The organism is Desulfomonilaceae bacterium (genome assembly GCA_041662605.1).
GTDB lineage: Bacteria > Desulfobacterota > Desulfomonilia > Desulfomonilales > Desulfomonilaceae > CAJBEZ01.
In genome coordinates this window covers 25046-44222 of record JBAZSD010000018.1, presented here as the reverse complement: position 1 = coordinate 44222, position 19177 = coordinate 25046, and the positions used below count along the sequence as shown (strand labels likewise).

Below are 19177 nucleotides of genomic sequence, written 5' to 3'. Positions count from 1 at the left end.
AGATGTCGCGTTTACTCGATGTAAACAATCTGGAAGTAACCTATAACAAGGTCATACTGGTAATAAAAGGGATGTCTCTCCGCGTAGACGAAGGCCAGATCGTAACAATACTGGGCAACAATGGCGCGGGAAAAAGCACTACGCTCAAAGCTGTGTCCGGATTGCTAAAGTCTGAAGACGGCGAAATAACGGACGGGACCATAACATTTAAAGGTGAACGCATAGATAGAATGGACCCTGAAAATATTGTAAGAAAAGGCGTATTCCAGGTGATGGAGGGCCGAAAAGCTTTTGAAGATCTGACAGTAGAGGAAAATCTACTGGTCGCTGCGCATACGATTCGCGACAAGAAGCGCATCAAGTTGGATCTTGAGAGAGTCTACAACTATTTTCCCAGGCTCCCGCATCGAAGAAAAATCGCGGCCGGTTACATAAGTGGTGGAGAGCAGCAGATGCTCGTGATCGGCAGGGGGTTGATGTCACATCCGAAACTCTTGTTGCTCGATGAACCCTCGATGGGCCTGAGTCCGATGTTAGTCGGCGAAATCTTTGAGATTATCCAGCGAATCAACCGTCAGGAAGAAGTCACTATCCTGCTTGTGGAACAGAACGCCCATATGGCGTTAAGTATTGCGGATCATGGATACGTGATGGAAAATGGACGCATCGTGCTTGACGACACAGTAGAAAAACTGCGGGAAAATGAAGATATAAAAGAATTCTATCTAGGTTTAACCGAACAGGGGGCAAAAAAAAGTTACCGTGACGTTAAACACTACAGACGTCGAAAAAGATGGTTGACCTGACCTCCAGAATGCCTAGAATTGGGGAATGGCAAAAAGAAATAAGGACAGGTCATGCGAAAACTAAATCCAGAATACGTTTCTAAAATCAGTAAAACCACGTGCGATTGCCCATATTTCAGGCTTCTGAACATGCGCCTGATTCATTTCGACACTGGTACATCCAAAGTAGAGATAGAGCTGGACCCGACTAAACATCTTCAACCTTTCGGACAGGTTCATGGAGGTGTTTACTCTTCGATTATAGACGCGGCGGCATTCTGGGCGGTGTATGGTCAGGTTGACGAAGGCATGGGTATGACATCGGTAGATCTGAAATTAAATTTTCTTTCATCAACAAGTGGGGCGAAACTTATAGCCCATGGCAAAAAAATAAAACTGGGCAGGACTTTGGGATACGGGCAGGTGGAGGTAACCGACGAAACTGGAAAAATCCTGGCCCATGGGACATCCACACTGATGGTAATCGCCAACTTGCCGTTCCAGTTCAGCGCAGAATTACCTGCCAAGTTTCTCTAAGCCACGACCAAAGAGGGCCGGGATATTGATAATAGACCGAGGGACGGCCCTTGACGAAAGCAGTGATTTTCTGTTATTTTCAGATGGTATGGCCAGTTAGAGCTTTCGGTGGAGGTCATGCGATATCAAGCGTCGGCGCCGGTCTTCTGGTGAGGGCGACCTGGAGTTACTGAACCCGTCAGGTCTGGAAGGAAGCAGCGGAAGTAATCTCGGGGGTCGGCCCTCTCCAGGCGATCGGCGCTTTCCATTCCAGCTTCATTATGGATTCTTTTTGAATCATGTCCGCTTATCTTGTACTTGCCCGTAAATATCGACCGACCAAGTTTTCAGAAGTGGTGGGACAAGATCATGTTATTACCACTCTGAAAAACTCCGTGCTTTCCGGCAGGGTGGCGCACGCCTTTTTATTCTGCGGGGTGCGGGGAGTGGGTAAAACGACCGTCGCCAGAATTCTGGCCAAGTCATTGAATTGTACAGGTCGAATACCCGAGGAAGCCGACCCGTGCTGTACCTGCCCATCGTGCAAGGAAATAGCCGGCGGATATTCTGTAGATGTCCAGGAAATAGATGGCGCTTCTCATACTTCTGTGGACAACATTCGTGAAATAAATGAAAACATTAAGTACCCACCTGTCTCTTCCAATTACAAGATCATAATTATCGACGAAGTTCACATGATCTCGATGAACGCGTTCAACGCGTTACTCAAAACACTTGAGGAGCCTCCAGCGCACGCAAAGTTCATTTTCGCGACTACTGAATCTCATAAAGTGCCTGCCACTATTAATTCCAGATGCCAGAGATTCAACTTCCGTACCATACCTGTCCGGGATATTGCCGCGGGTATGGCGGATATTCTGATCAAAGAAGAGATTGAGGCTACTCCGGAAGCGCTTGACGTCATCGCGCGTGAAGCTCAGGGATCATTTCGTGACGGTTTGAGCTTATTGGATCAGGTTGTGGCCTTCAGTGACGGACACATAGGACTGCCGGCAGTGCAGGCAATCCTCGGGATCGGCTCCCGCGATCGATTTTTCAAACTGGTGGAAGCGGTTATAGATCACGATCCAAAGAATGCTTTGGGCGTGCTGCATCAAGTTTTCAACGAGGGCTATGATCCTGAGCAGTTTACACTTGACCTTGTACGCTTTATCAGAAATCTGATTCTGGTAGCTCATAATATTGATGATTCCGCTCTTGTAAACATGATTGACGCAGGGGAATCAGAAATCCAGACCTTGAAGGGCATGGCGAAAAAGACTTCTTGTGAGGAACTGAACAACCTGTTTTCTATTCTTCTTAAAAGTGAACCAGAGATAAAGAAATCCGGGATTCCCCTGATCGCGCTGGAAATGACCGTGGTTAAGATGGCTATGGCGCCCAGACTGGTCGATCTTGCAAGCGTTTTGAAAAAAATTGACTCCCCTTCCTCCAGAGTTAGGGTAGCTCCTTCCCAGACAAGATTTCAGGCAACTTCGGTCGATTCGACTCCGCCGGCTATTCTTCAGCGCCGTGAAAAACAGGACACATCTTGTTCAGAACGGCTTCCAAATCTCAAGTCGGATGAACAACGTTTTACTATCACAGATGTTGCGCCCGCGCCTCAGGGTACCAATGATGAAGTATGGGAATATCTCAAAAAAACCATGAAAGCGCATGGCCTCGATGGGCTTTTACTCTCTATGCTTGATCATGGATCTCTTATCGCCTATGGTCCGAAAGAGATTGAAATCGGATTTACCAAGAGCTTTTACAAGGAGCAGTTTGAGACGTATCTTGTCACAAAGCCCGAATTGAAAGCCGTAATCGATCATGTTTTCGGCCCCGTCCAAACCAGAGTGCTTGTGCTTTCGCAGAAAACGTCGCTCTCGGTTGAAAAACCATACACCGAGGCTCTCGATGGCCAGTCGGACCTCCACAGATCCATGCGTAAAGAGGCTATGGAAAATTCTATTGTCAGGGCGTCCCTGAGCGAATTTGAGAACAGCTCCATAGAGGAGATTCGTATAATTAACCATAACCCATAAACAACTAAGTCAGAGTTGTTCTGAATGAATTAAATATGCCTTGTCCTCCTTGGGAACCTTTAAGTGGCATTAAATGATCAAGACCATTTTGGCCATAAAGCAAAATCTTCATATATAGGAGTTATAAATGTCCGGATGCAAAAGTTGTTCTGGGTGCAAACCTGAACCGAGTTTCAGAAGGGTCGACACACTGGGCAAACTGGAAAAGGACCCGCGTTCAGGTAATCCCCGATACCCGCGAATTATTACGGGCTGTCAAGCCATTTTGATTGACGACAACCGGCAGTTGATTGTCGAAGTTTTATCCGACGATTGCGACGAAAGGACTGACCGCTTCACAGTCAGGATTGAGAGAGCGCTTCACGGCGCAGGTGGTGATCAGGCTGCCGCTTCGACAATTGAGATAGATCAGGCTGCGGGAGACTGCCTCTGGAAACTACAGGCTCTTATCTGACATGAAAAGTTTCCCACCAGAAGTAATCCAGCAAAATGACGGGAAAAATGGGGCTCGAGCGCTCGTCGTAGTGGATGGCAACGTCTATGACGTTACAGAAAGCGCAAAATGGCCGACAGGGGCTCACATGAGACGCCACCAGGCCGGCCAGGATCTTAGCTCAGACATCAAGTCTGCTCCACACGGGCTGGAGGTTCTGAGCAGGGTTCCAATGGTAGGGTTGTATGAGTCTGCGCGGAAGGAATATGGGCCCGGTTATCGTGGAAAAGTCGAAGCGTTTCTGGACGAGCATCCTTTTTTCAGAAGACATCCTCACCCCGCTGTCGTACATTTTCCTGTGGCGCTGCTCATCGTTTCGGCCTTGCTCGAAATCGGAGCGATTGCCACTGAATCAATCATGACAGAATGGGCGGCTTTCCTCGTTCTTACTATTGGAGTAGTTAGCTTGCCTGCTACCATTGCTACCGGCTATTTTACGTGGTGGGTAAATTACGAGGCTATCGATTCCTCAATAACCCGACAAAAGAAAAGGCTGGCTTTCCTGGCTCTTTTGTGGGGAATTCTCGCTCTTGTGATCCGAACCCTTTATATAATCAATCCATTGGATATAACGGCTCCGATTATGCTGGCTTATCTTTCGTTGGTCATCTCTCTTTCAGCCCTGGCCGGGACTCTTGGTTTTTTGGGAGGGAAACTGACGTTTCCTTATGAGTAGTTGTTGTTCACTTTAAACTTTGACTCCGTAGATTAGGGGCTCCATGAATCTTGGCGAGCAAAACAAACATTGCTCCTTCCGCACACGTTTGTCCGGGTTAAAGCTTTTCTTTGGTCTCTCCCGGACGCCTCACGGATTGTTGGATGTTGCGACTCCGGCCATGGCGGCTATGCTTCAGTTGGGCCATTTTCCTCCGATGCCTACCATACTTATTGGATTAGTTACCGCATTCGCCGGATATACGGCCGTATATTCATTGAACGACATTGTGGACGTGAAGGTGGACAAGGAAAGGCTAGCCTTAAAAGACAGGGCATTGAAGGTCTTTCATGTCGACGAAATAGTGGCGGAGCATCCAGTAGCTCAAGGACTTATTCCGTTTAAAAAAGGGCTGGCATGGGTCATTTTCTGGGCGGTAATCGCGTTGACAGGAGCAACAATTCTCAATCCGGTCTGTGCGATGATATTCCTGGTTTCAGCCTGTTGTGAAGGACTCTATTGCAAGCTGCTCAGAATCACCCATTTGAAGATAATCCCGTCAGCTATTGTCAAGGCTTCTGGCGGTCTGGCAGGCATATACGCGGTGAATCCAGACCCACCTCTAGGTTTTGTGGCGTTCATGTTCCTGTGGTTAGCCTGCTGGGAGGTAGGTGGTCAAAATATACCTAATGATATTATTGACATGGAAGACGACATCAAGGTGGGCGCACGCACTACCTTGACAGTGTTGGGGTTGAAAGAATCCATTTTCATCATGATTGTTGCGGTCTCCATGGCAGCATTCGCCGGTGTGGCAATATATTTCGTCGCGGGATCGGGAGTCAGTTTGGTCTATCCGTTCGCGGCCGCAATACTAGGGTATTTGACGCTGTTGAGGCCTGCAAGGCATGTGTATGAATCGCCAGGCGTGGAGACAGCGACGTCCCTGTTTAACAGGGCAAGTTACATGCCATTGAGCTTCTTGATCCTCACGGTGGTTTCAACTTTGATAACAGTATAGAATGTTAAACAAAATCATCCGTGGAACCTGACCCGTCTCCTACACACAAGGACTGCGACTCAATTTGATATCTCCTAAAAACACGCAAATGCTCATGAACTGGCCCGAAAGGGTCTGGATTTACAGTCCTTTGCGCGTTGTATTTCAAAAGCGGGAAATGCGCAAGTGGCTGAAATTGGGACTGCCCCCTGAACGAAAAATCGCGTTGGAAATAGGCTGCGGGCTCGGGCGGGGCGCTCAGATCATATACCGGAGGATGGGATTTAACGATGTCATTGCTTTTGACCTGGAAACCGCCCTTGTAAACAAATCTGTGACCAGATTGAAATCCGAGAATAAGGATAATTTGCATTTCCTCTCCTCTGACGCTCAGTTCCTGCCATTTCCCGATTGCTCCTTTGACGCTGTGTTCAATTTCGGGATAATTCATCATGTTCTGGATTGGCGCCTATGCATCAGTGAAATTGCGAGAGTCACCAAACCAGATGGCTTTTTTTATTTTGAGGAGATATATCCACCTTTGTATGCTAATTGGCTTTTCAAGAGGATGCTGAGACACCCAACCAGGGACAGGTTTTACGAAGCCGATTTTTTAGGTGAGTTGGCCATGCGTGGTTTTTCTTTATTGCAAGGAACAAAAACGGGCTCAAGGTTCGGAATTGTCGGAGCGTGCCAAAAAGTAAGTTAGCAGCCCAAAAGTCTATAGAAATTTACTACCACTTCAACTAATGTAAATTGACTTAATTGTTTGGCCCTTATGAAACTGAGGTTTTTTTGAACTATATCAGTCTTGCATTCGGATCTGCTGTGTTGATTTTTATCATGTTTTTTTGGTCCTCACGTATGCGCGATGTTGTGGATGCAATTAAATGGGTTCCTGTACTGGACCCTAACAAGAAAACCTCTCTTCCAAAAAAACCGCCGCTTGTTTCATTAATTGTTCCGGCGCACAATGAGGAAAACCTCATTGGAGCCTGCCTTGAGTCTGCGATCGGTCAGGACTATCCCAATTTCGAGATAATCTGTGTTGACGATAGATCCACAGATCAAACAGCGAAAGTGGTTTCCGAGTTGTTTGACGGGAAGACCAATTGCAAGCTTGTGTCTAACAAGGAGAGACCAGTAGGTTGGACCGGCAAGTGCCATGCATTGCATGAAGGCGTCAAACATGCCTCAGGAGAGTGGTTTGCGTTTCTTGACGCTGATAGTTCCCTCAACCAATCCTCATTGAGGCAATGCGTCAATGAGGCTCTGCAAAGAAAAATAAACCTTCTCACTCTTTCGCCCCAATTTGTTCTAAACTCATTTTGGGAAAAGGCGCTGCTTCCCACTTTCGCCGCCATGACTGCAATTCTGTTTCCACTGGCCAAAGTTAACGATCCGAATAACTCGGTAGCTACAGCGAACGGAATGTTCTTTATCATCAGTAGACTCGCTTATGAAAAGATTGGCGGTCACTCTAGCGTCAAGAACCTTGCTGTCGAAGACATCGGTATCGGAAAGAGAGTTAAGGCCGAGGGACTGGGAATTTTGTTCGCTAACGGCAAAAACCTGTTAAAAACAACAATGTATTCAGGTTTTAGCGAAGTTCTGGACGGCTGGACCAGAATCCTTTGCGCCGCAATGAATTACAAACTTTTTGCCGTATTAAAATATTTGATGATGCACGTTCTGGTTAGTTTGCCGTCATTTGTTATTGCGACAATTCTTTACTCAGTATCGGCACGTGAAATATGGCCTAATTTCTGGTTCTTGCTTCCCATGGCATGCCTGGTCCAGATGTCCATAACATCCAGTCTGTTTTTGGCTCAACTCGGTCTCTCCAGGAAGTATTCGGCTTATGTCGCTCTAGGTAACCTAATGCTAATCTGGATGTTTGGGGTCATGGTGAAAAAAATTCTGCTGCGAGACGCCTTACAGTGGAGGGGAACCACCTATCAACACAACAGATATCGGCCCAAGCACCTCGAACCCTAGGCCCCAGGCTGTCTAGATCCGCTAGGACTTTTGCTGCAATGGATATGGTCAATGAACCGGAAACATTTGAGAGGCCGTCAACTTACTGATTATCATATCCATGAACTCTTCACATTCTTCACGAGTAAAAAGACGCCCTGAACAGGTGAGCACAAGATTTAGCCTCTTTCGGAATGTGTAGAGGAGAAGAAGCGCTCGGGTTTCGGACAACATCTTGTGGGCTACGCCAAATATTTCCACAGCTTCTAGGTCTCCGATTCTTGTGAAAGCGGAATTTGTCGTGGGCTTTCCGTTCTGAATTTCCGGCCAGACTGTCCCTAGAACCGTTATTCCTATTGAAAACTGATGTTTGTTAATGAAAAAGCTGATTATTCTCTTACGGATTTGAAATGGGAAGATTCGAAACGCATCGATCATCATCTCGATATTTTTCGAGAGTTTCAGGTCTGTTTGATTGCGAAAATGTTTTATTCTGGTTAAAGCGACTTTTCTCGCGAAAGATCTTGGGTTCGCTCGATCCGACGGCGACGATTTAAAAAATATCAATGAACTGGAATTCATTGAGTCCACGTCCGAGAAACGCCCCCGCATGTTGACCGTCATGGAAGTAGTCACCAATCCCGGAGACACCCCTCGTTTGAGATTCCATTTATCAATTACGTCACTGGCGGTTACTACCAGTCGGTCCACGAAAGAAACTCCATGATTGGTGGTAGTTGCGTACAAGAGATCTGTTTCTTCCTCTGTTAGCAATCTCTTTACATGATGTTGGGAGTTGTCGTGCTTTGAGCCTGAACCTACAGGAAGATAGGCCTTCCTGAACAGGTTTTCAAAAGTTTGCTTTACGTCCTCAAGATAATTTCGTATACGAAGTTTCTTGGGGGTTACACGCCGCTTTTTTGATCCGGAAAATGAATAGTATTCTCCCGCCCATTCTGATTTTTGCCTATTATGGATCTCAAAATACTGAACGAGTGTTTCTTGACCAACATCGGTTCCTGTCGCGGCGTCTCCCGCCACGTGGTGCATTAACCATCCCGCTATATGTCGTTCAGGGGAAATCCTTATCAGATGAAACTCTGCAGGAGGCTCTTGAAAAAGGTCCCAATTCCTTTCCAGCCTTGATTGGATGACTGGAATCAATTGATCAAGCATCGGCCTATCAGCTTCAAAATGCTCGATTTCTTGAAAAAACACAGGGACTTTGAGCTTGGAATCCGCATCCCAAACCAGATAGTGAAACCAGCGGGATTTCACTTCTTTTATCCGACGGGTCAACTGTGGGAATTTTGCGGCTGCCCTCTGAGCGGCCTCCAACGCCTGGTTCACATTTAGAGGACCCGTTAATTCGATAAGGCAGATCAAAATGTTCTTGGTGTCGCCACTGGTTGTCAACGCCAGCATCTCTGACGTGGGACTTAATCTGTCAGAGATTTTCAACACTCAACGACCTCTTTGACTGAACAAAAAATTACTCCAAATGTCAGGCTCAACTCATCTCCAAAGCTTTATTTATAGCGTCCAAAGTGATCTTGGGCAACGCGAAGTCATGAAGAGCGTCTTTAGGGGCCCAGCAAACTTCCATTGCGTCGCTGCCGGCTCTCAAGTCGCCATCCTCAACCATACACTTGTAGTCCGCTATGACATAATGAAACTGAATCCTGCCGTCTTTGTCATGAAATACACGTTCAACCAACTCGACCAGAGGCCCCACCTTCACGGATAAGCCGGTTTCTTCAGCCGCTTCTCTAATAACCGAATGGGCTAACGTCTCGCCTAGGCGAGTCAGCCCTCCAGGGATACTCCATTTCCCTTTCGAAGGCTCATTTGCTCTACGGACAAGAGCGACTCTTGTTTCAGCTATGATTATGGCGCCTACACCGACTAAAGGTCGTGACGGATATTCACGAGATCTGTCATCCATTAATCAAATTCTTTCCAACAACTTTCACGAGAACGGCAAATAATCCTGAAGCGTGGCCTTTTTCCTGGGTCTGGCGTTCCTTAGCAGGGCTCGCCCACGGGTTTTAGGTTTTTCAGGCTCTTCTTCGTTTTCAGTTTGTTCCTGAGCGGGCTGATCGCTTGCCTGAGATTCCGTGGTCCCATTTTCAGAGCTTTGATCAGGTTCCGAGGTCCTTTGTTCTTCCACAGGAGATTCCGGCGCCTGAGACGTGTCTTGGGACAACTCAAGGGTTTCCTCGGCAATATCCGGGCTATCCTGCGTTTCAGTGTCCTGTTTCGGTTTTTTACGGCTCCTGCGCCTGCGTCGCGGCGCTTTTGTTTCCATAGCTTTTGGCTCAGGCTCCAATGACATTTCCGGGGCTATCTCTTCCTCTACGACCAGCTCCGGGACTTCAATGATCGCAACAGGTCCAACCAAATCTATGGCGTTGATTGGAACTGTGTAGGATGAAACCTCGCCTTCCTTGAAGGCTTCCAGCGATATTTGTTTGTCTGGGAGATTGTTCTTGCCCAAGATGACTATCCGAGCCCCATGTTGGGATTCCAGAGTATACAGTTCAGCCCTCATGAAATTCAGAAGATGGTCGGCTACCTGGGAAGGGATGGTGGCTCTGACCTCCCGAACATCTGCTTTGGCCAGAAGCGCCTTTATTTTGCGGAAAATGTAGAGAGAACTGGTCTCAGGAGACCTAAGCCGTCCCGTACCCTCACATAACGGGCAGTCATGGTACTCCCCTTCACCAAGTGATGATCTCAAACGCTGACGAGAGAGTTCTAACAGTCCTAAAGGAGAGATTCTGAGTACCTTCGTCTTTGCCCTGTCCCTCCTGAGCGCCGCTTTCAACGCTCTTTCAACTTCCTGAATGTGCTTCTTGTTTATCATGTCGATGAAATCTATCACTATGATTCCACCTAGATCCCTCAACCTGAGTTGACGCGCTATCTCAGGCGAAGCTTCCATGTTTACAAGAAACGCTGTGTCTTCAATTTCTTTTTCTCTGGTCGCTTTACCTGAATTGACGTCTATGGTGACCATCGCCTCCGTAGGATCTACAATTATGTATCCACCTGATTTCAAACTTATTTTTCTGCTGTAAACCCGTTCAATCTGCTCTTCGAGCTGGTATTTGTTAAATAATGGCCTTTTCTCCTGGTAGAGCTTTACCAGCTTTTCGAACTTTGGCATCACCTGTCTGAAGAAATCTCGAGTCTTTTTGTGAACTTCCTTATCGTCCACTAATATTTCCGTTATATCCGCAGAGAAGTGCTCCCTTATCGCACGCACTACAAGGTCATGCTCTTTATGCAGTAGACACGGCGCAGGCTCGGAAGCCATGTTCTTTTCTATGGTTTTCCACAGCCTGAGAAGGTAGTTAAGATCCCTTGACAACTCGGTTTTCGTTCGGCCCATTCCGGCTGTTCGGATTATAAAACCCATGTTTTCAGGCGGTTTTAACTGTTTCAGAATTTCCTTGAGTTCCCGGCGCTCCGCTTCCTCTTCAATTTTTCTGGAAACGCCGCATAATTCGGCTCCAGGCATCAGCACAAGGTATCGGCCAGCCAGGGATATGTTTGTCGTTAATGCGGCTCCCTTGTTCCCCCTTTCCTCCTTCACCACCTGTACGACTACATGGTCTTCTTTCTTGAAAACCTCTTGAATCCGTGGTCTACGCCTGGAATCATGAAATGATTCCGGGAAGTATGAGGGATGAATGTCGTTGACTGACAAAAAGCCGTTTTTAGGACTGCCGTAATTTACGAACACTGCCTGGAGAGAAGGCTCAATCCGTGTAATTACCGCTTTGTAAATGTTTCCCACTGTAGCTTCTTTGGGACCGGTCTTGATATCCAGCTCATCAAGCTCTCCATCCACTACGACCGCCACCCGGCATTCTTCCGGATGGCTTGAATTAATAAGCATCTTTTTGGTCATGATTTCTTCTTTATTAATTTTTCCTTTATCATGATGCGGTATACTCCGCTAATCTTCAGAATTAAATTTACCAATCGAGGAGTTGCTCGTGGAAGCTCGCCATTGTGCCGAAAATTCAATGATCCAACTCCATGACTCTTTACGCCCGAGTCCGGTTATAGATGAAAACAGTTCAACCGAATTCGTCAGTCCCCATTGTTCCTGGACGCTCTTAAGCAGCAGGGAACGTTGGGCGTGCCCCACCTTGTCCGCCTTTGATATCGCCAAAAGAAATGGAAATTCATGGAACTTCAGAAAATTGATCATGCTTTCATCAAGCTCGGTAGGCTCTCTTCTTGAGTCAATTATTACGACAACACCGGCCAACTGTTTTCTTTCGGTCAAATACGTATTGACCATAGGCGCCCAGGACCTTCGAACATCCATCGGCACGGAAGCGTATCCGTAACCGGGCAAATCAACAAACATCAGATTCTTGTTTATCAGGAAAAAATTGATTTTTCTTGTGAGACCGGGGGTCTTGGATGTCCTGACCAGATTTTTTCTTCCCAGCAATGAATTGATCATTGACGATTTGCCCACGTTTGATCTGCCGGCGAACGCTATTTCGGGCACGCGCGTCGAAGGATAGTCCTTCCTCGTTTCAGCGCTACATAAATACTCAGCGCTTACTATTTTCATATAGCGCCCTTTGCAAAAAGAAAAGCTTTGGCCCTGACCGTTTCGTTCGGAGTCATTCTAAGTTTGTGGGAATTTTAGAGTCTGGAGCGGGCGACACAAATCTTTAGAAAGGACAATCCAAAATCGAATTGGCGGAGGCGCATGGGAATCGAACCCACCCAGAACGTTGTTAGCGCCCTGCTTACGGTTTTGAAGACCGCGGAGCCCACCAGAACTCTACCGCCTCCCAAGCTTCGGATAATTTCCGATTCTTTTTCTATTATATTACACATTTGTCCTGTTCTAGCAACCGCTCTTTTTACGGGCTCTCTTTAAGCAGCCCAGGATGCCTGTTGATTCCACAAGGCAATGACCGGATCACTATTGGGGGAATGTACTGGATTTAATTGTCAATGTCGATTTATGATTTAAATTTTAGATTATCAGAATTATAAACTAAACACATCCGAGAGAAACATGAACCCCGAAATGTCAAGTTGCTTGTACTACAATGAATTGGTTGGATGGTTAAAAATATCCGCCACTGACGAAGGCATAACTGAGATCGAATTTACCGACGTCCCATCAGAACTCCATCAGGCCCCTTCTGCAACCATTCTAAAGGATATGATAACCCAGTTTGATAATTATTTTCATGGAGTCTGTCCTACTTTTAGTACGCCCATACATTTTACTCAAGGGACCACCTTTCAGAGAAGTGTGTGGAAGGAACTGCTCAATATACGTGCGGGAGAAACCAGGTCTTACGGAGAAATAGCAAGGGCTATAGGTAACCCTAAAGCCTTTAGGGCTGTGGGGTCCGCAAACGGGAAAAATCCCGTCCCGATAATCGTCCCATGCCATCGAGTCATAAACTCAGATGGATCACTTGGCGGCTATAGTTCCGGGCTTCATATAAAAAGAGCTTTGCTGAATCATGAAAAAAGGTTCTTTACCCCCGTATCCACGGAGACCGAAGCGAAACTCGTCATAGTTTCCCAAAATCCCGAGAAACTAAAGGCGGAGATAACCGGGCTTTACTCTCTGGCGCAGTTTCCATTGGAACAGGCTCAAGAGATAACTTTCCAGGATCTTTATTTTGACTCGCCCGATAGGGGCCTATCGCAAAGAAAATGGGCCCTGCGATTGAGGCAATACCCTGGCTGTGAAAAGGTAGCCATGAAGGGTCCGGCTCTGCAACATGATGATGGCTCTCTATCGAGGCCCGAATTGGAAACCGGGTCCGATACCCAGGCTCTTGCACGCATTGCAAAACTTGCTATGGACATAGGTGTGAATCTTGATGTGGGAAAACTTAGGAGAAATCTTGACCCCGAAACTTCTCTAAAAGGAATGGGGCTTGAGATCATCCAAAAACGTAACACCCGTCGAACTACCAGAGCAATACTTGACCCGGAAAAAACAAAAACGATCGGGGAGTTGGCCGTTGACGAAGTTTCATTCTCTGCAGGAGCCCAGGATTTCAAACATTATGAAATCGAGATTGAGTCATGGATGGGACCAGAATTCCCGCTAATCAAGGATGCGATTCACTTTCTCAAAAATCAGTTTGGAACATCTCTCATGGCATGGTCTATCGATAAATTAACCACTGTTGGGATAATATGCGATGTGTTCGCAAAGGGAGCGCTTCATCGCAGTTCGTCAGATGAATCGCTCACAAGAAATGATTACGAACTCATCATCTCAGAATCAGAACGGAGAGAAACTTGTGCGGACGATTCCTGCTGGTGAGTTCATCGAAAGAACTTGCCGAACAGTTCGAATTAGACGAAACGCCCGAGATAACGCCTCGCTACAATGTGGCTCCTTCTCAGGAAATAGCCGCTATCAGGTTACGTCATGGCCCCCAAGCCAACAAGCGTGAGCTTATTTTCCTGAGATGGGGATTAATCCCTTCCTGGAGCAAAGATCCAGCTATTTCGCAGAGGTTGATAAACGCGCGCTCTGAGACTGTGGAATCAAAACCAGCATTCAGATCCAGTTTCAAGAAACGAAGAATACTGATACCAGCCAATGGTTTTTACGAATGGAAAGGAACTCAATCCGGAGCCAGACAGCCATACCTGATAAGCTTCGAGAAGTTTGGTCTCCTGGCCTTCGCCGGTATTTACGACGAGTGGAAATCCGCCTCAGGAGATGTCACAAGATCATGCGCTATCATAACTACACAGAGTAATGACTTCATAAAATCTATCCACGACAGAATGCCCGTAGTCGTTCTGACAAAGGACTACGAATTGTGGTTGGAATCTACGGATACCGCTTCGGAAGATTTTAAAAATTTATTGAAACCCTTGAGCGACGATAGTTTCCGGATCACCGAGGTCGGTATGAAGGTAAACAGACCCGATTACGATAACCCGGATTGTATAGAACCTCTCAAAAGGGCTGATAGCCACGCTGATCAATCCATCCAAGGATCTCTATACCTCACAACATAGAAACTCGTCTAAGGCTTGAGCCTGATTTTTTTGACGAGTTGTCAGACAATGTTATTGTTTGTTCATCGTGCTACTTTGAGCCATTATCCAATCCCGAATAGGACAGCGAAACTCATGAAAAAGACTTTCGTTTCCAAACTCCTAGAAGAACTCGGTTCCCAAAAAGTCCTTTACTCGGAACCAGATCTCATCTGCTATTCCTATGACGCAACACCACTGACATCTTTCAAACCCGACGCCATCGTTAGGGCCTTCAACGAAGACGACATCCGAAAAGTCCTAGAACTTGCGACCGAAGAAAATGTCCCTGTGACAACGCGTGGCAGTGGGACTGGTCTTAGCGGGGGTTCCGTTCCAGTCAAAGGCGGGATTGTTCTTGTTACTACAGCTATGAATAAAATTATTGAAATCGACGGGGATGACCTTTCCGTGACGGTCGAACCAGGGGTTATTACCAACAATTTGCATAACGCTGTCGAGGCCATGGATCTCTTCTATCCCCCCGATCCTGGAAGCATGAAGATCTCTACTATCGGGGGCAACGTAGCGGAAAACGCAGGGGGATTACGGGGACTCAAATACGGGATTACCGGCGATTACGTAATGAGTCTTGATACCTTTTTTATTGACGGATCCAAAGTCAGGTACGGCACAAAGTGCGTAAAGGATGTGGCAGGATACAACCTCACCAAGTTTATGGTGGGCACGGAAGGCACTATCGGTATTTTTACAAGGATAGTCCTGAAACTGGTCCCAAAACCAAAGACCAAGAAAACTTTTCTTGCTCTGTACGATGATGTCATAGACGCTGCTCGAACCGTTTCCACGATTATATCCAGGAAAGTCATACCATCAACCCTCGAACTCATGGATCAGGTCACAATAAACTGCGTAGAAGATTATTCCCAGATCGGCTTACCCAGGGATGTCGCAGCGTTATTGCTCATTGAAGCCGATGGGCACCCTGCTGTCGTAGATGAAGAGGCGGCCGTCATTGAGGAAGCTTGCAAAGCCAATAATATTAGGACATTGAGAATAGCCAGAAGCGCTCAGGAATCCGAAGAATTGTTTACCGCAAGGCGAATGGCCTTATCGGCTCTAGCCCGTGCGAAGCCTACCACAATACTCGAAGATATCACGGTCCCTCGTCCCGCGATTCCCGAAATGATGGCGCTGATCAGAGAAGTCACCGAGAAATTGAATATAAGGATAGGCACTTTCGGCCATGCGGGTGACGGTAATTTACATCCGACATGCCTGACAGATGAGAGGGACCTGAACGAAATCCATAGGGTCCACGAGGCGTACGAAATCATATTCAACAAAGCGATAAGCCTTGGGGGAACCATTTCCGGCGAACACGGAACGGGGATCGCCAAGTCAAAATACCTGCCTGGAATGGTTGGTCCAAAGGCTATTGAGTTAATGCGCAAAATCAAAGCATGTTTTGATCCGGCCGGTAGGTTAAACCCGGGGAAAATCTTTTCTTTAGAAAAGTGAGGCGCCTATGGGAAAACGCTTTGATCCGGACAAGATAGCCGCAGCGCTTTCAACTCTTGATGTTCACGATTATGGTGACGTGCTCCAGTGTATGAGATGCGGGCTTTGTCTACCGTCCTGTCCGACCTATCGAACCGATGGAGTGGAAACACAGTCTCCTCGAGGACGAGTGGCCATGATCAAAGCCGTTATAGATGGAAAGATGAAAGCTTCCGAGGAGTTTGTCGAACATATATATCATTGTCTTGACTGCAGAAATTGTCAGAGTGTTTGTCCAGCGGGAGTCAAAGCCGGAGAATTAGCGCTGGAAGCGCGGTATCGGATTGAACAAAACAGGCCTCAATCCTTGATCAAGAAGTTCCTGCTAAATTACGCGATCCTGGATCAAAAGAGACTGTATAAGATACTGTTTCCTTTGAAGCTTTATGAGATTTCCGGTCTTCAGTCCCTGGTTAGAAAATATGACATTCTCAATCTGTTTTCTGAGGACCTCGGATTTATGGAGGCCCTTGCGCCTAAGTTACCTTCTAGGCCACTGTCTGAACAGATCCCCGAGGAAATCCCGGCAAGAGGACCTGAACGCGGACGAGTCGGATTCTTTCTTGGTTGCGCGATGAATCTTATTTTTGCCGACACGAGCCGGGCCACAATAGAAAATTTGACGTTCGCCGGTTACAGAGTGATCGTCCCAAAGGAAATTCAATGTTGTGGAACACCTAACATCGCGGAGGGCGAACGCAAAGTCTATCGGGAAATGGCGGAGAATACCATCCGGATATTCGCGGACAGACGTGTTGATTACGTGGTAACAGATTGCGCCGCATGTGGATCGGAACTCAAGACTTACCGTGAAATTTTTCGAAAAAATCCTGCCTTTGCCAACAAAGCTGAAGAATTTTCAGGCAAGGTCAGGGACGTGTCCGAGTTCCTGGACTCGGTTTTAACCCCGGATATCAGGTTTGGCCCTATATCGGAAAGGGTTTGTTTTCACGACCCTTGCCACTTGAGACACGGCCAGAGATTAATCTTCCCCCAAAGAAACCTTCTGAAAAGAATTCCACAACTGGATTATCAGGAACTGCCTGATGAGGGTCAGTGCTGCGGGTCCGCAGGGATCTACAATATTACACATAGACAGCGTTCCATGAAAATACTGGAATCCAAGATTGAGGCTATAGAAAAAACTCAAGCCCAAACAGTCGTTAGTTCAAACCCCGGCTGTTTGATGCAGCTAACTTACGGAGCCGGCCATTGGAAGAAAGGCTGGAACGTTATTCATATATCGGAGATTCTAAATCGTTCCATGATGACAGGACGGAAATCAGGTTAGAAAAGCGCTCCTGGTAAACATGGATTATCATCAACACAAACCTGAGAAGTTTGAAAATATGAGGGCTCTTCTCACTAACAAACAAGTTTGATTCAACATTTAGTGGACAGACGGGGGACAAGAGGGAGCGGGACAGCGCCCCTCTGAATTAAGATTAGACCCATGAAACTGGAAGGAGGCTTGGACTATGCCTTGGCATCAGATTTACGACCCATTCAACAACATGGCTATTTCAACTATTGTCGCCGCATTGCCTGTAGTGGTGTTGTTGGGGACTTTGGCTTTTTTACACATTAAAGCCCACTGGGCTGCGCTGCTAGGACTGGCCACCGCACTGGTGGTAGCTATTGTATTCTTTAAAATGCCAGCACACATGGCCTTTGCGACTGCCGGATTTGGAGCGGCGTTTGGTGTCCTTCCCATAGGCTGGATAGTCCTGAACGTCATTTTTCTTTATTTTCTAACCAAGGAAAAGGGTGAATTCAAGGTCTTACAGGACACCATAACGGGTGTGACTAATGACACTCGTCTCCAGTTAGTTTTGATCGCTTTCGCTTTCGGCGCATTTTTCGAAGGCGCTGCTGGGTTTGGGACTCCTGTGGCAGTCACCGCCGCAATCCTAATTGGTCTTGGGTTCAGTCCTATCCAGGCTTCGGGCCTGTCTCTGTTAGCCAATACAGCGCCTGTAGCTTTCGGAGCTTTAGGGATTCCGATTATAACCCTAAATGCCGTGACGGGTTTGGATTTGTTCGATCTCAGCGCCATGGCGGGACGCCAGTTGCCAATTTTTTCAATATTAATTCCATTCTGGTTGGTCTGGGCATACGTCGGTTTTAGAGGAATGGTTCAAGTATGGCCGGCCTTACTTGTCGCTGGAATCGCCTTCGCTGTTCCACAATTCCTGATATCCAATTTTCACGGCCCCTGGCTCGTGGATGTCGTCGCTGCTCTTGTTTGCTTGGCCGCTGTCACCGTTTTTTTGCTCAAGTGGCGTCCAAAGCAAATCTGGGGATTCAATGGACATGACGAGGAGGCCATTTGCCGGGCCTGTCACGGACACTCCACTAATCAAGTTGTAAGAGCTTGGACTCCTTGGATAATCCTTAGCGTACTCGTTTTCGTCTGGGGCCTTCCGCAGATCAAAACTTTTCTTGATGGTCTTTGGGTATACAAGTTTCCTATTCCCGGTTTGCACAACCTTGTAATGAGAGTGCCGCCAGTAGTAACAGCGGACAAAGCGGAACCCGCCGTATACATGTTCAATATCCTGTCAGCTACGGGTACCGGTATTTTCATAGCGAGTATAATATCTGCTATTTTGATGGGGTACTCAATTTCGGAAACATTTCGGATATATCTCCGAACGATCAAAACGGTGCGTTTTTCCCTTCTAACCATCGCCGCCATGTTGGCGTTGGGATTTACGACCAGGTACTCAGGCCTGGACGCGACTCTAGGTTTGACCTTTGCTAAAACCGGTTTCCTGTATCCTTTCTTCGGAACCCTTCTTGGATGGCTTGGGGTTGCCCTGACTGGTTCGGATACCGCCTCAAACGTATTATTCGGGAGCTTGCAGAGAATTTCAGCGGAACAGATAGGAATAAGCCCCACCCTCATGGCTGCCGCCAACAGCACCGGTGGCGTAATGGGCAAGATGATAGACGCCCAGAGTATCGTCGTGGCGAGCACCGCTACTCAATGGTATGGACATGAGGGAGATATTCTACGTTGGGTCTTCTGGCACAGCTTGGCCCTAGCCTCTCTTATGGGGGTCCTGGTTTTTCTCCAAGCGTATGTTTACCCGTTTACACTTATGGTAGTTAAATAAGCGC

17 protein-coding genes, 1 tRNA gene and 1 other RNA gene are annotated in these 19177 nt (G+C 47.1%); 14 read left to right on the top strand and 5 right to left on the bottom strand.

The features are described from left to right. Positions 1 to 2 precede the first annotated feature (2 nt). From WC647_13865 to WC647_13825, 9 genes are all read left to right on the top strand, one after another. Positions 3 to 806: an ABC transporter ATP-binding protein gene (locus tag WC647_13865; protein MFA6223391.1), complete on the top strand. Its 804-nt coding sequence runs from the start codon at positions 3 to 5 to the stop codon at positions 804 to 806. A gap of 51 nt (positions 807 to 857) precedes the next feature. Further along, on the top strand, positions 858 to 1322 hold the full coding sequence (locus WC647_13860) for a PaaI family thioesterase (GenBank protein MFA6223390.1): 465 nt from the start codon (positions 858 to 860) through the stop codon (positions 1320 to 1322). Between the two features lie 143 nt (positions 1323 to 1465). After that, positions 1466 to 1558: signal recognition particle sRNA small type (ffs, locus tag WC647_13855), an RNA gene on the top strand. Positions 1559 to 1600: 42 nt separating this feature from the next. Beyond that, a complete protein-coding gene (gene dnaX / locus WC647_13850) occupies positions 1601 to 3349 on the top strand; it encodes a DNA polymerase III subunit gamma/tau (protein ID MFA6223389.1) in 1749 nt (582 codons plus the stop codon). A gap of 127 nt (positions 3350 to 3476) precedes the next feature. Beyond that, positions 3477 to 3803, top strand: a complete 327-nt coding sequence (locus WC647_13845; protein ID MFA6223388.1) for a hypothetical protein — start codon at positions 3477 to 3479, stop codon at positions 3801 to 3803. A 1-nt stretch (position 3804) separates the two neighbouring features. Beyond that, positions 3805 to 4518: a DUF2231 domain-containing protein gene (locus WC647_13840; protein ID MFA6223387.1), complete on the top strand. Its 714-nt coding sequence runs from the start codon at positions 3805 to 3807 to the stop codon at positions 4516 to 4518. A 43-nt stretch (positions 4519 to 4561) separates the two neighbouring features. Next, the gene (locus WC647_13835; protein MFA6223386.1) at positions 4562 to 5518 is read left to right on the top strand and encodes a UbiA family prenyltransferase; all 957 of its coding nucleotides are present in this window, start codon (positions 4562 to 4564) and stop codon (positions 5516 to 5518) included. Positions 5519 to 5675: 157 nt separating this feature from the next. Beyond that, positions 5676 to 6206, top strand: a complete 531-nt coding sequence (locus WC647_13830; GenBank protein MFA6223385.1) for a class I SAM-dependent methyltransferase — start codon at positions 5676 to 5678, stop codon at positions 6204 to 6206. An 86-nt stretch (positions 6207 to 6292) separates the two neighbouring features. Next, positions 6293 to 7495, top strand: coding sequence for a glycosyltransferase family 2 protein (locus WC647_13825; protein ID MFA6223384.1), 1203 nt, complete (start codon positions 6293 to 6295; stop codon positions 7493 to 7495). A gap of 48 nt (positions 7496 to 7543) precedes the next feature. Here WC647_13825 and WC647_13820 read toward each other — a convergent pair whose 3' ends face one another. The 5 genes from WC647_13820 to WC647_13800 form a co-directional block, all read right to left on the bottom strand. Then, entirely contained in the window at positions 7544 to 8938 is a 1395-nt protein-coding gene (locus tag WC647_13820) for a hypothetical protein (GenBank protein ID MFA6223383.1), read from the bottom strand. Between the two features lie 46 nt (positions 8939 to 8984). Beyond that, entirely contained in the window at positions 8985 to 9419 is a 435-nt protein-coding gene (locus tag WC647_13815; GenBank protein ID MFA6223382.1) for an NUDIX hydrolase, read from the bottom strand. Positions 9420 to 9443: 24 nt separating this feature from the next. Next, complete coding sequence (locus tag WC647_13810) at positions 9444 to 11390, bottom strand: Rne/Rng family ribonuclease (protein MFA6223381.1); 1947 nt, start codon at positions 11388 to 11390, stop codon at positions 9444 to 9446. Between the two features lie 48 nt (positions 11391 to 11438). Further along, a complete protein-coding gene (gene yihA / locus WC647_13805) occupies positions 11439 to 12071 on the bottom strand; it encodes a ribosome biogenesis GTP-binding protein YihA/YsxC (protein ID MFA6223380.1) in 633 nt (210 codons plus the stop codon). Between the two features lie 129 nt (positions 12072 to 12200). Beyond that, positions 12201 to 12298 (bottom strand) — tRNA-Sec (locus WC647_13800). Positions 12299 to 12527: 229 nt separating this feature from the next. Between WC647_13800 and WC647_13795 the strand changes: the two genes are divergently transcribed. From WC647_13795 to WC647_13775, 5 genes are all read left to right on the top strand, one after another. Continuing rightward, positions 12528 to 13805, top strand: coding sequence for a methylated-DNA--[protein]-cysteine S-methyltransferase (locus WC647_13795; protein ID MFA6223379.1), 1278 nt, complete (start codon positions 12528 to 12530; stop codon positions 13803 to 13805). Continuing rightward, entirely contained in the window at positions 13781 to 14515 is a 735-nt protein-coding gene (locus WC647_13790; GenBank protein ID MFA6223378.1) for an SOS response-associated peptidase, read from the top strand. The genes WC647_13795 and WC647_13790 overlap by 25 nt, the downstream gene beginning before the upstream one ends. Before the next feature lie 114 nt (positions 14516 to 14629). After that, positions 14630 to 16015 (top strand): FAD-linked oxidase C-terminal domain-containing protein, encoded by a 1386-nt coding sequence (locus tag WC647_13785; protein ID MFA6223377.1) that lies wholly within the window; start codon positions 14630 to 14632, stop codon positions 16013 to 16015. A 7-nt stretch (positions 16016 to 16022) separates the two neighbouring features. Continuing rightward, complete coding sequence (locus WC647_13780) at positions 16023 to 17345, top strand: (Fe-S)-binding protein (GenBank protein ID MFA6223376.1); 1323 nt, start codon at positions 16023 to 16025, stop codon at positions 17343 to 17345. Positions 17346 to 17532: 187 nt separating this feature from the next. Continuing rightward, complete coding sequence (locus WC647_13775; GenBank protein MFA6223375.1) at positions 17533 to 19173, top strand: L-lactate permease; 1641 nt, start codon at positions 17533 to 17535, stop codon at positions 19171 to 19173. The last annotated feature ends 4 nt before the right edge of the window (positions 19174 to 19177 follow it).

Excerpts from the sequence above, each read along its gene's own strand:
- WC647_13865 (MFA6223391.1), top strand. The coding sequence starts at position 3 with ATGTCGCGTTTACTCGATGTAAACAATCTGGAAGTAACCTATAACAAG.
- WC647_13835 (MFA6223386.1), top strand. The coding sequence starts at position 4,562 with ATGAATCTTGGCGAGCAAAACAAACATTGCTCCTTCCGCACACGTTTG.
- yihA (MFA6223380.1), bottom strand. The coding sequence starts at position 12,071 with ATGAAAATAGTAAGCGCTGAGTATTTATGTAGCGCTGAAACGAGGAAG.
- WC647_13785 (MFA6223377.1), top strand. The coding sequence starts at position 14,630 with ATGAAAAAGACTTTCGTTTCCAAACTCCTAGAAGAACTCGGTTCCCAA.
- WC647_13845 (MFA6223388.1), top strand. The coding sequence starts at position 3,477 with ATGTCCGGATGCAAAAGTTGTTCTGGGTGCAAACCTGAACCGAGTTTC.
- WC647_13775 (MFA6223375.1), top strand. The coding sequence starts at position 17,533 with ATGCCTTGGCATCAGATTTACGACCCATTCAACAACATGGCTATTTCA.
- dnaX (MFA6223389.1), top strand. The coding sequence starts at position 1,601 with ATGTCCGCTTATCTTGTACTTGCCCGTAAATATCGACCGACCAAGTTT.
- WC647_13860 (MFA6223390.1), top strand. The coding sequence starts at position 858 with ATGCGAAAACTAAATCCAGAATACGTTTCTAAAATCAGTAAAACCACG.
- WC647_13815 (MFA6223382.1), bottom strand. The coding sequence starts at position 9,419 with ATGGATGACAGATCTCGTGAATATCCGTCACGACCTTTAGTCGGTGTA.
- WC647_13810 (MFA6223381.1), bottom strand. The coding sequence starts at position 11,390 with ATGACCAAAAAGATGCTTATTAATTCAAGCCATCCGGAAGAATGCCGG.
- WC647_13780 (MFA6223376.1), top strand. The coding sequence starts at position 16,023 with ATGGGAAAACGCTTTGATCCGGACAAGATAGCCGCAGCGCTTTCAACT.
- WC647_13795 (MFA6223379.1), top strand. The coding sequence starts at position 12,528 with ATGAACCCCGAAATGTCAAGTTGCTTGTACTACAATGAATTGGTTGGA.
- WC647_13830 (MFA6223385.1), top strand. The coding sequence starts at position 5,676 with ATGCGCAAGTGGCTGAAATTGGGACTGCCCCCTGAACGAAAAATCGCG.
- WC647_13840 (MFA6223387.1), top strand. The coding sequence starts at position 3,805 with ATGAAAAGTTTCCCACCAGAAGTAATCCAGCAAAATGACGGGAAAAAT.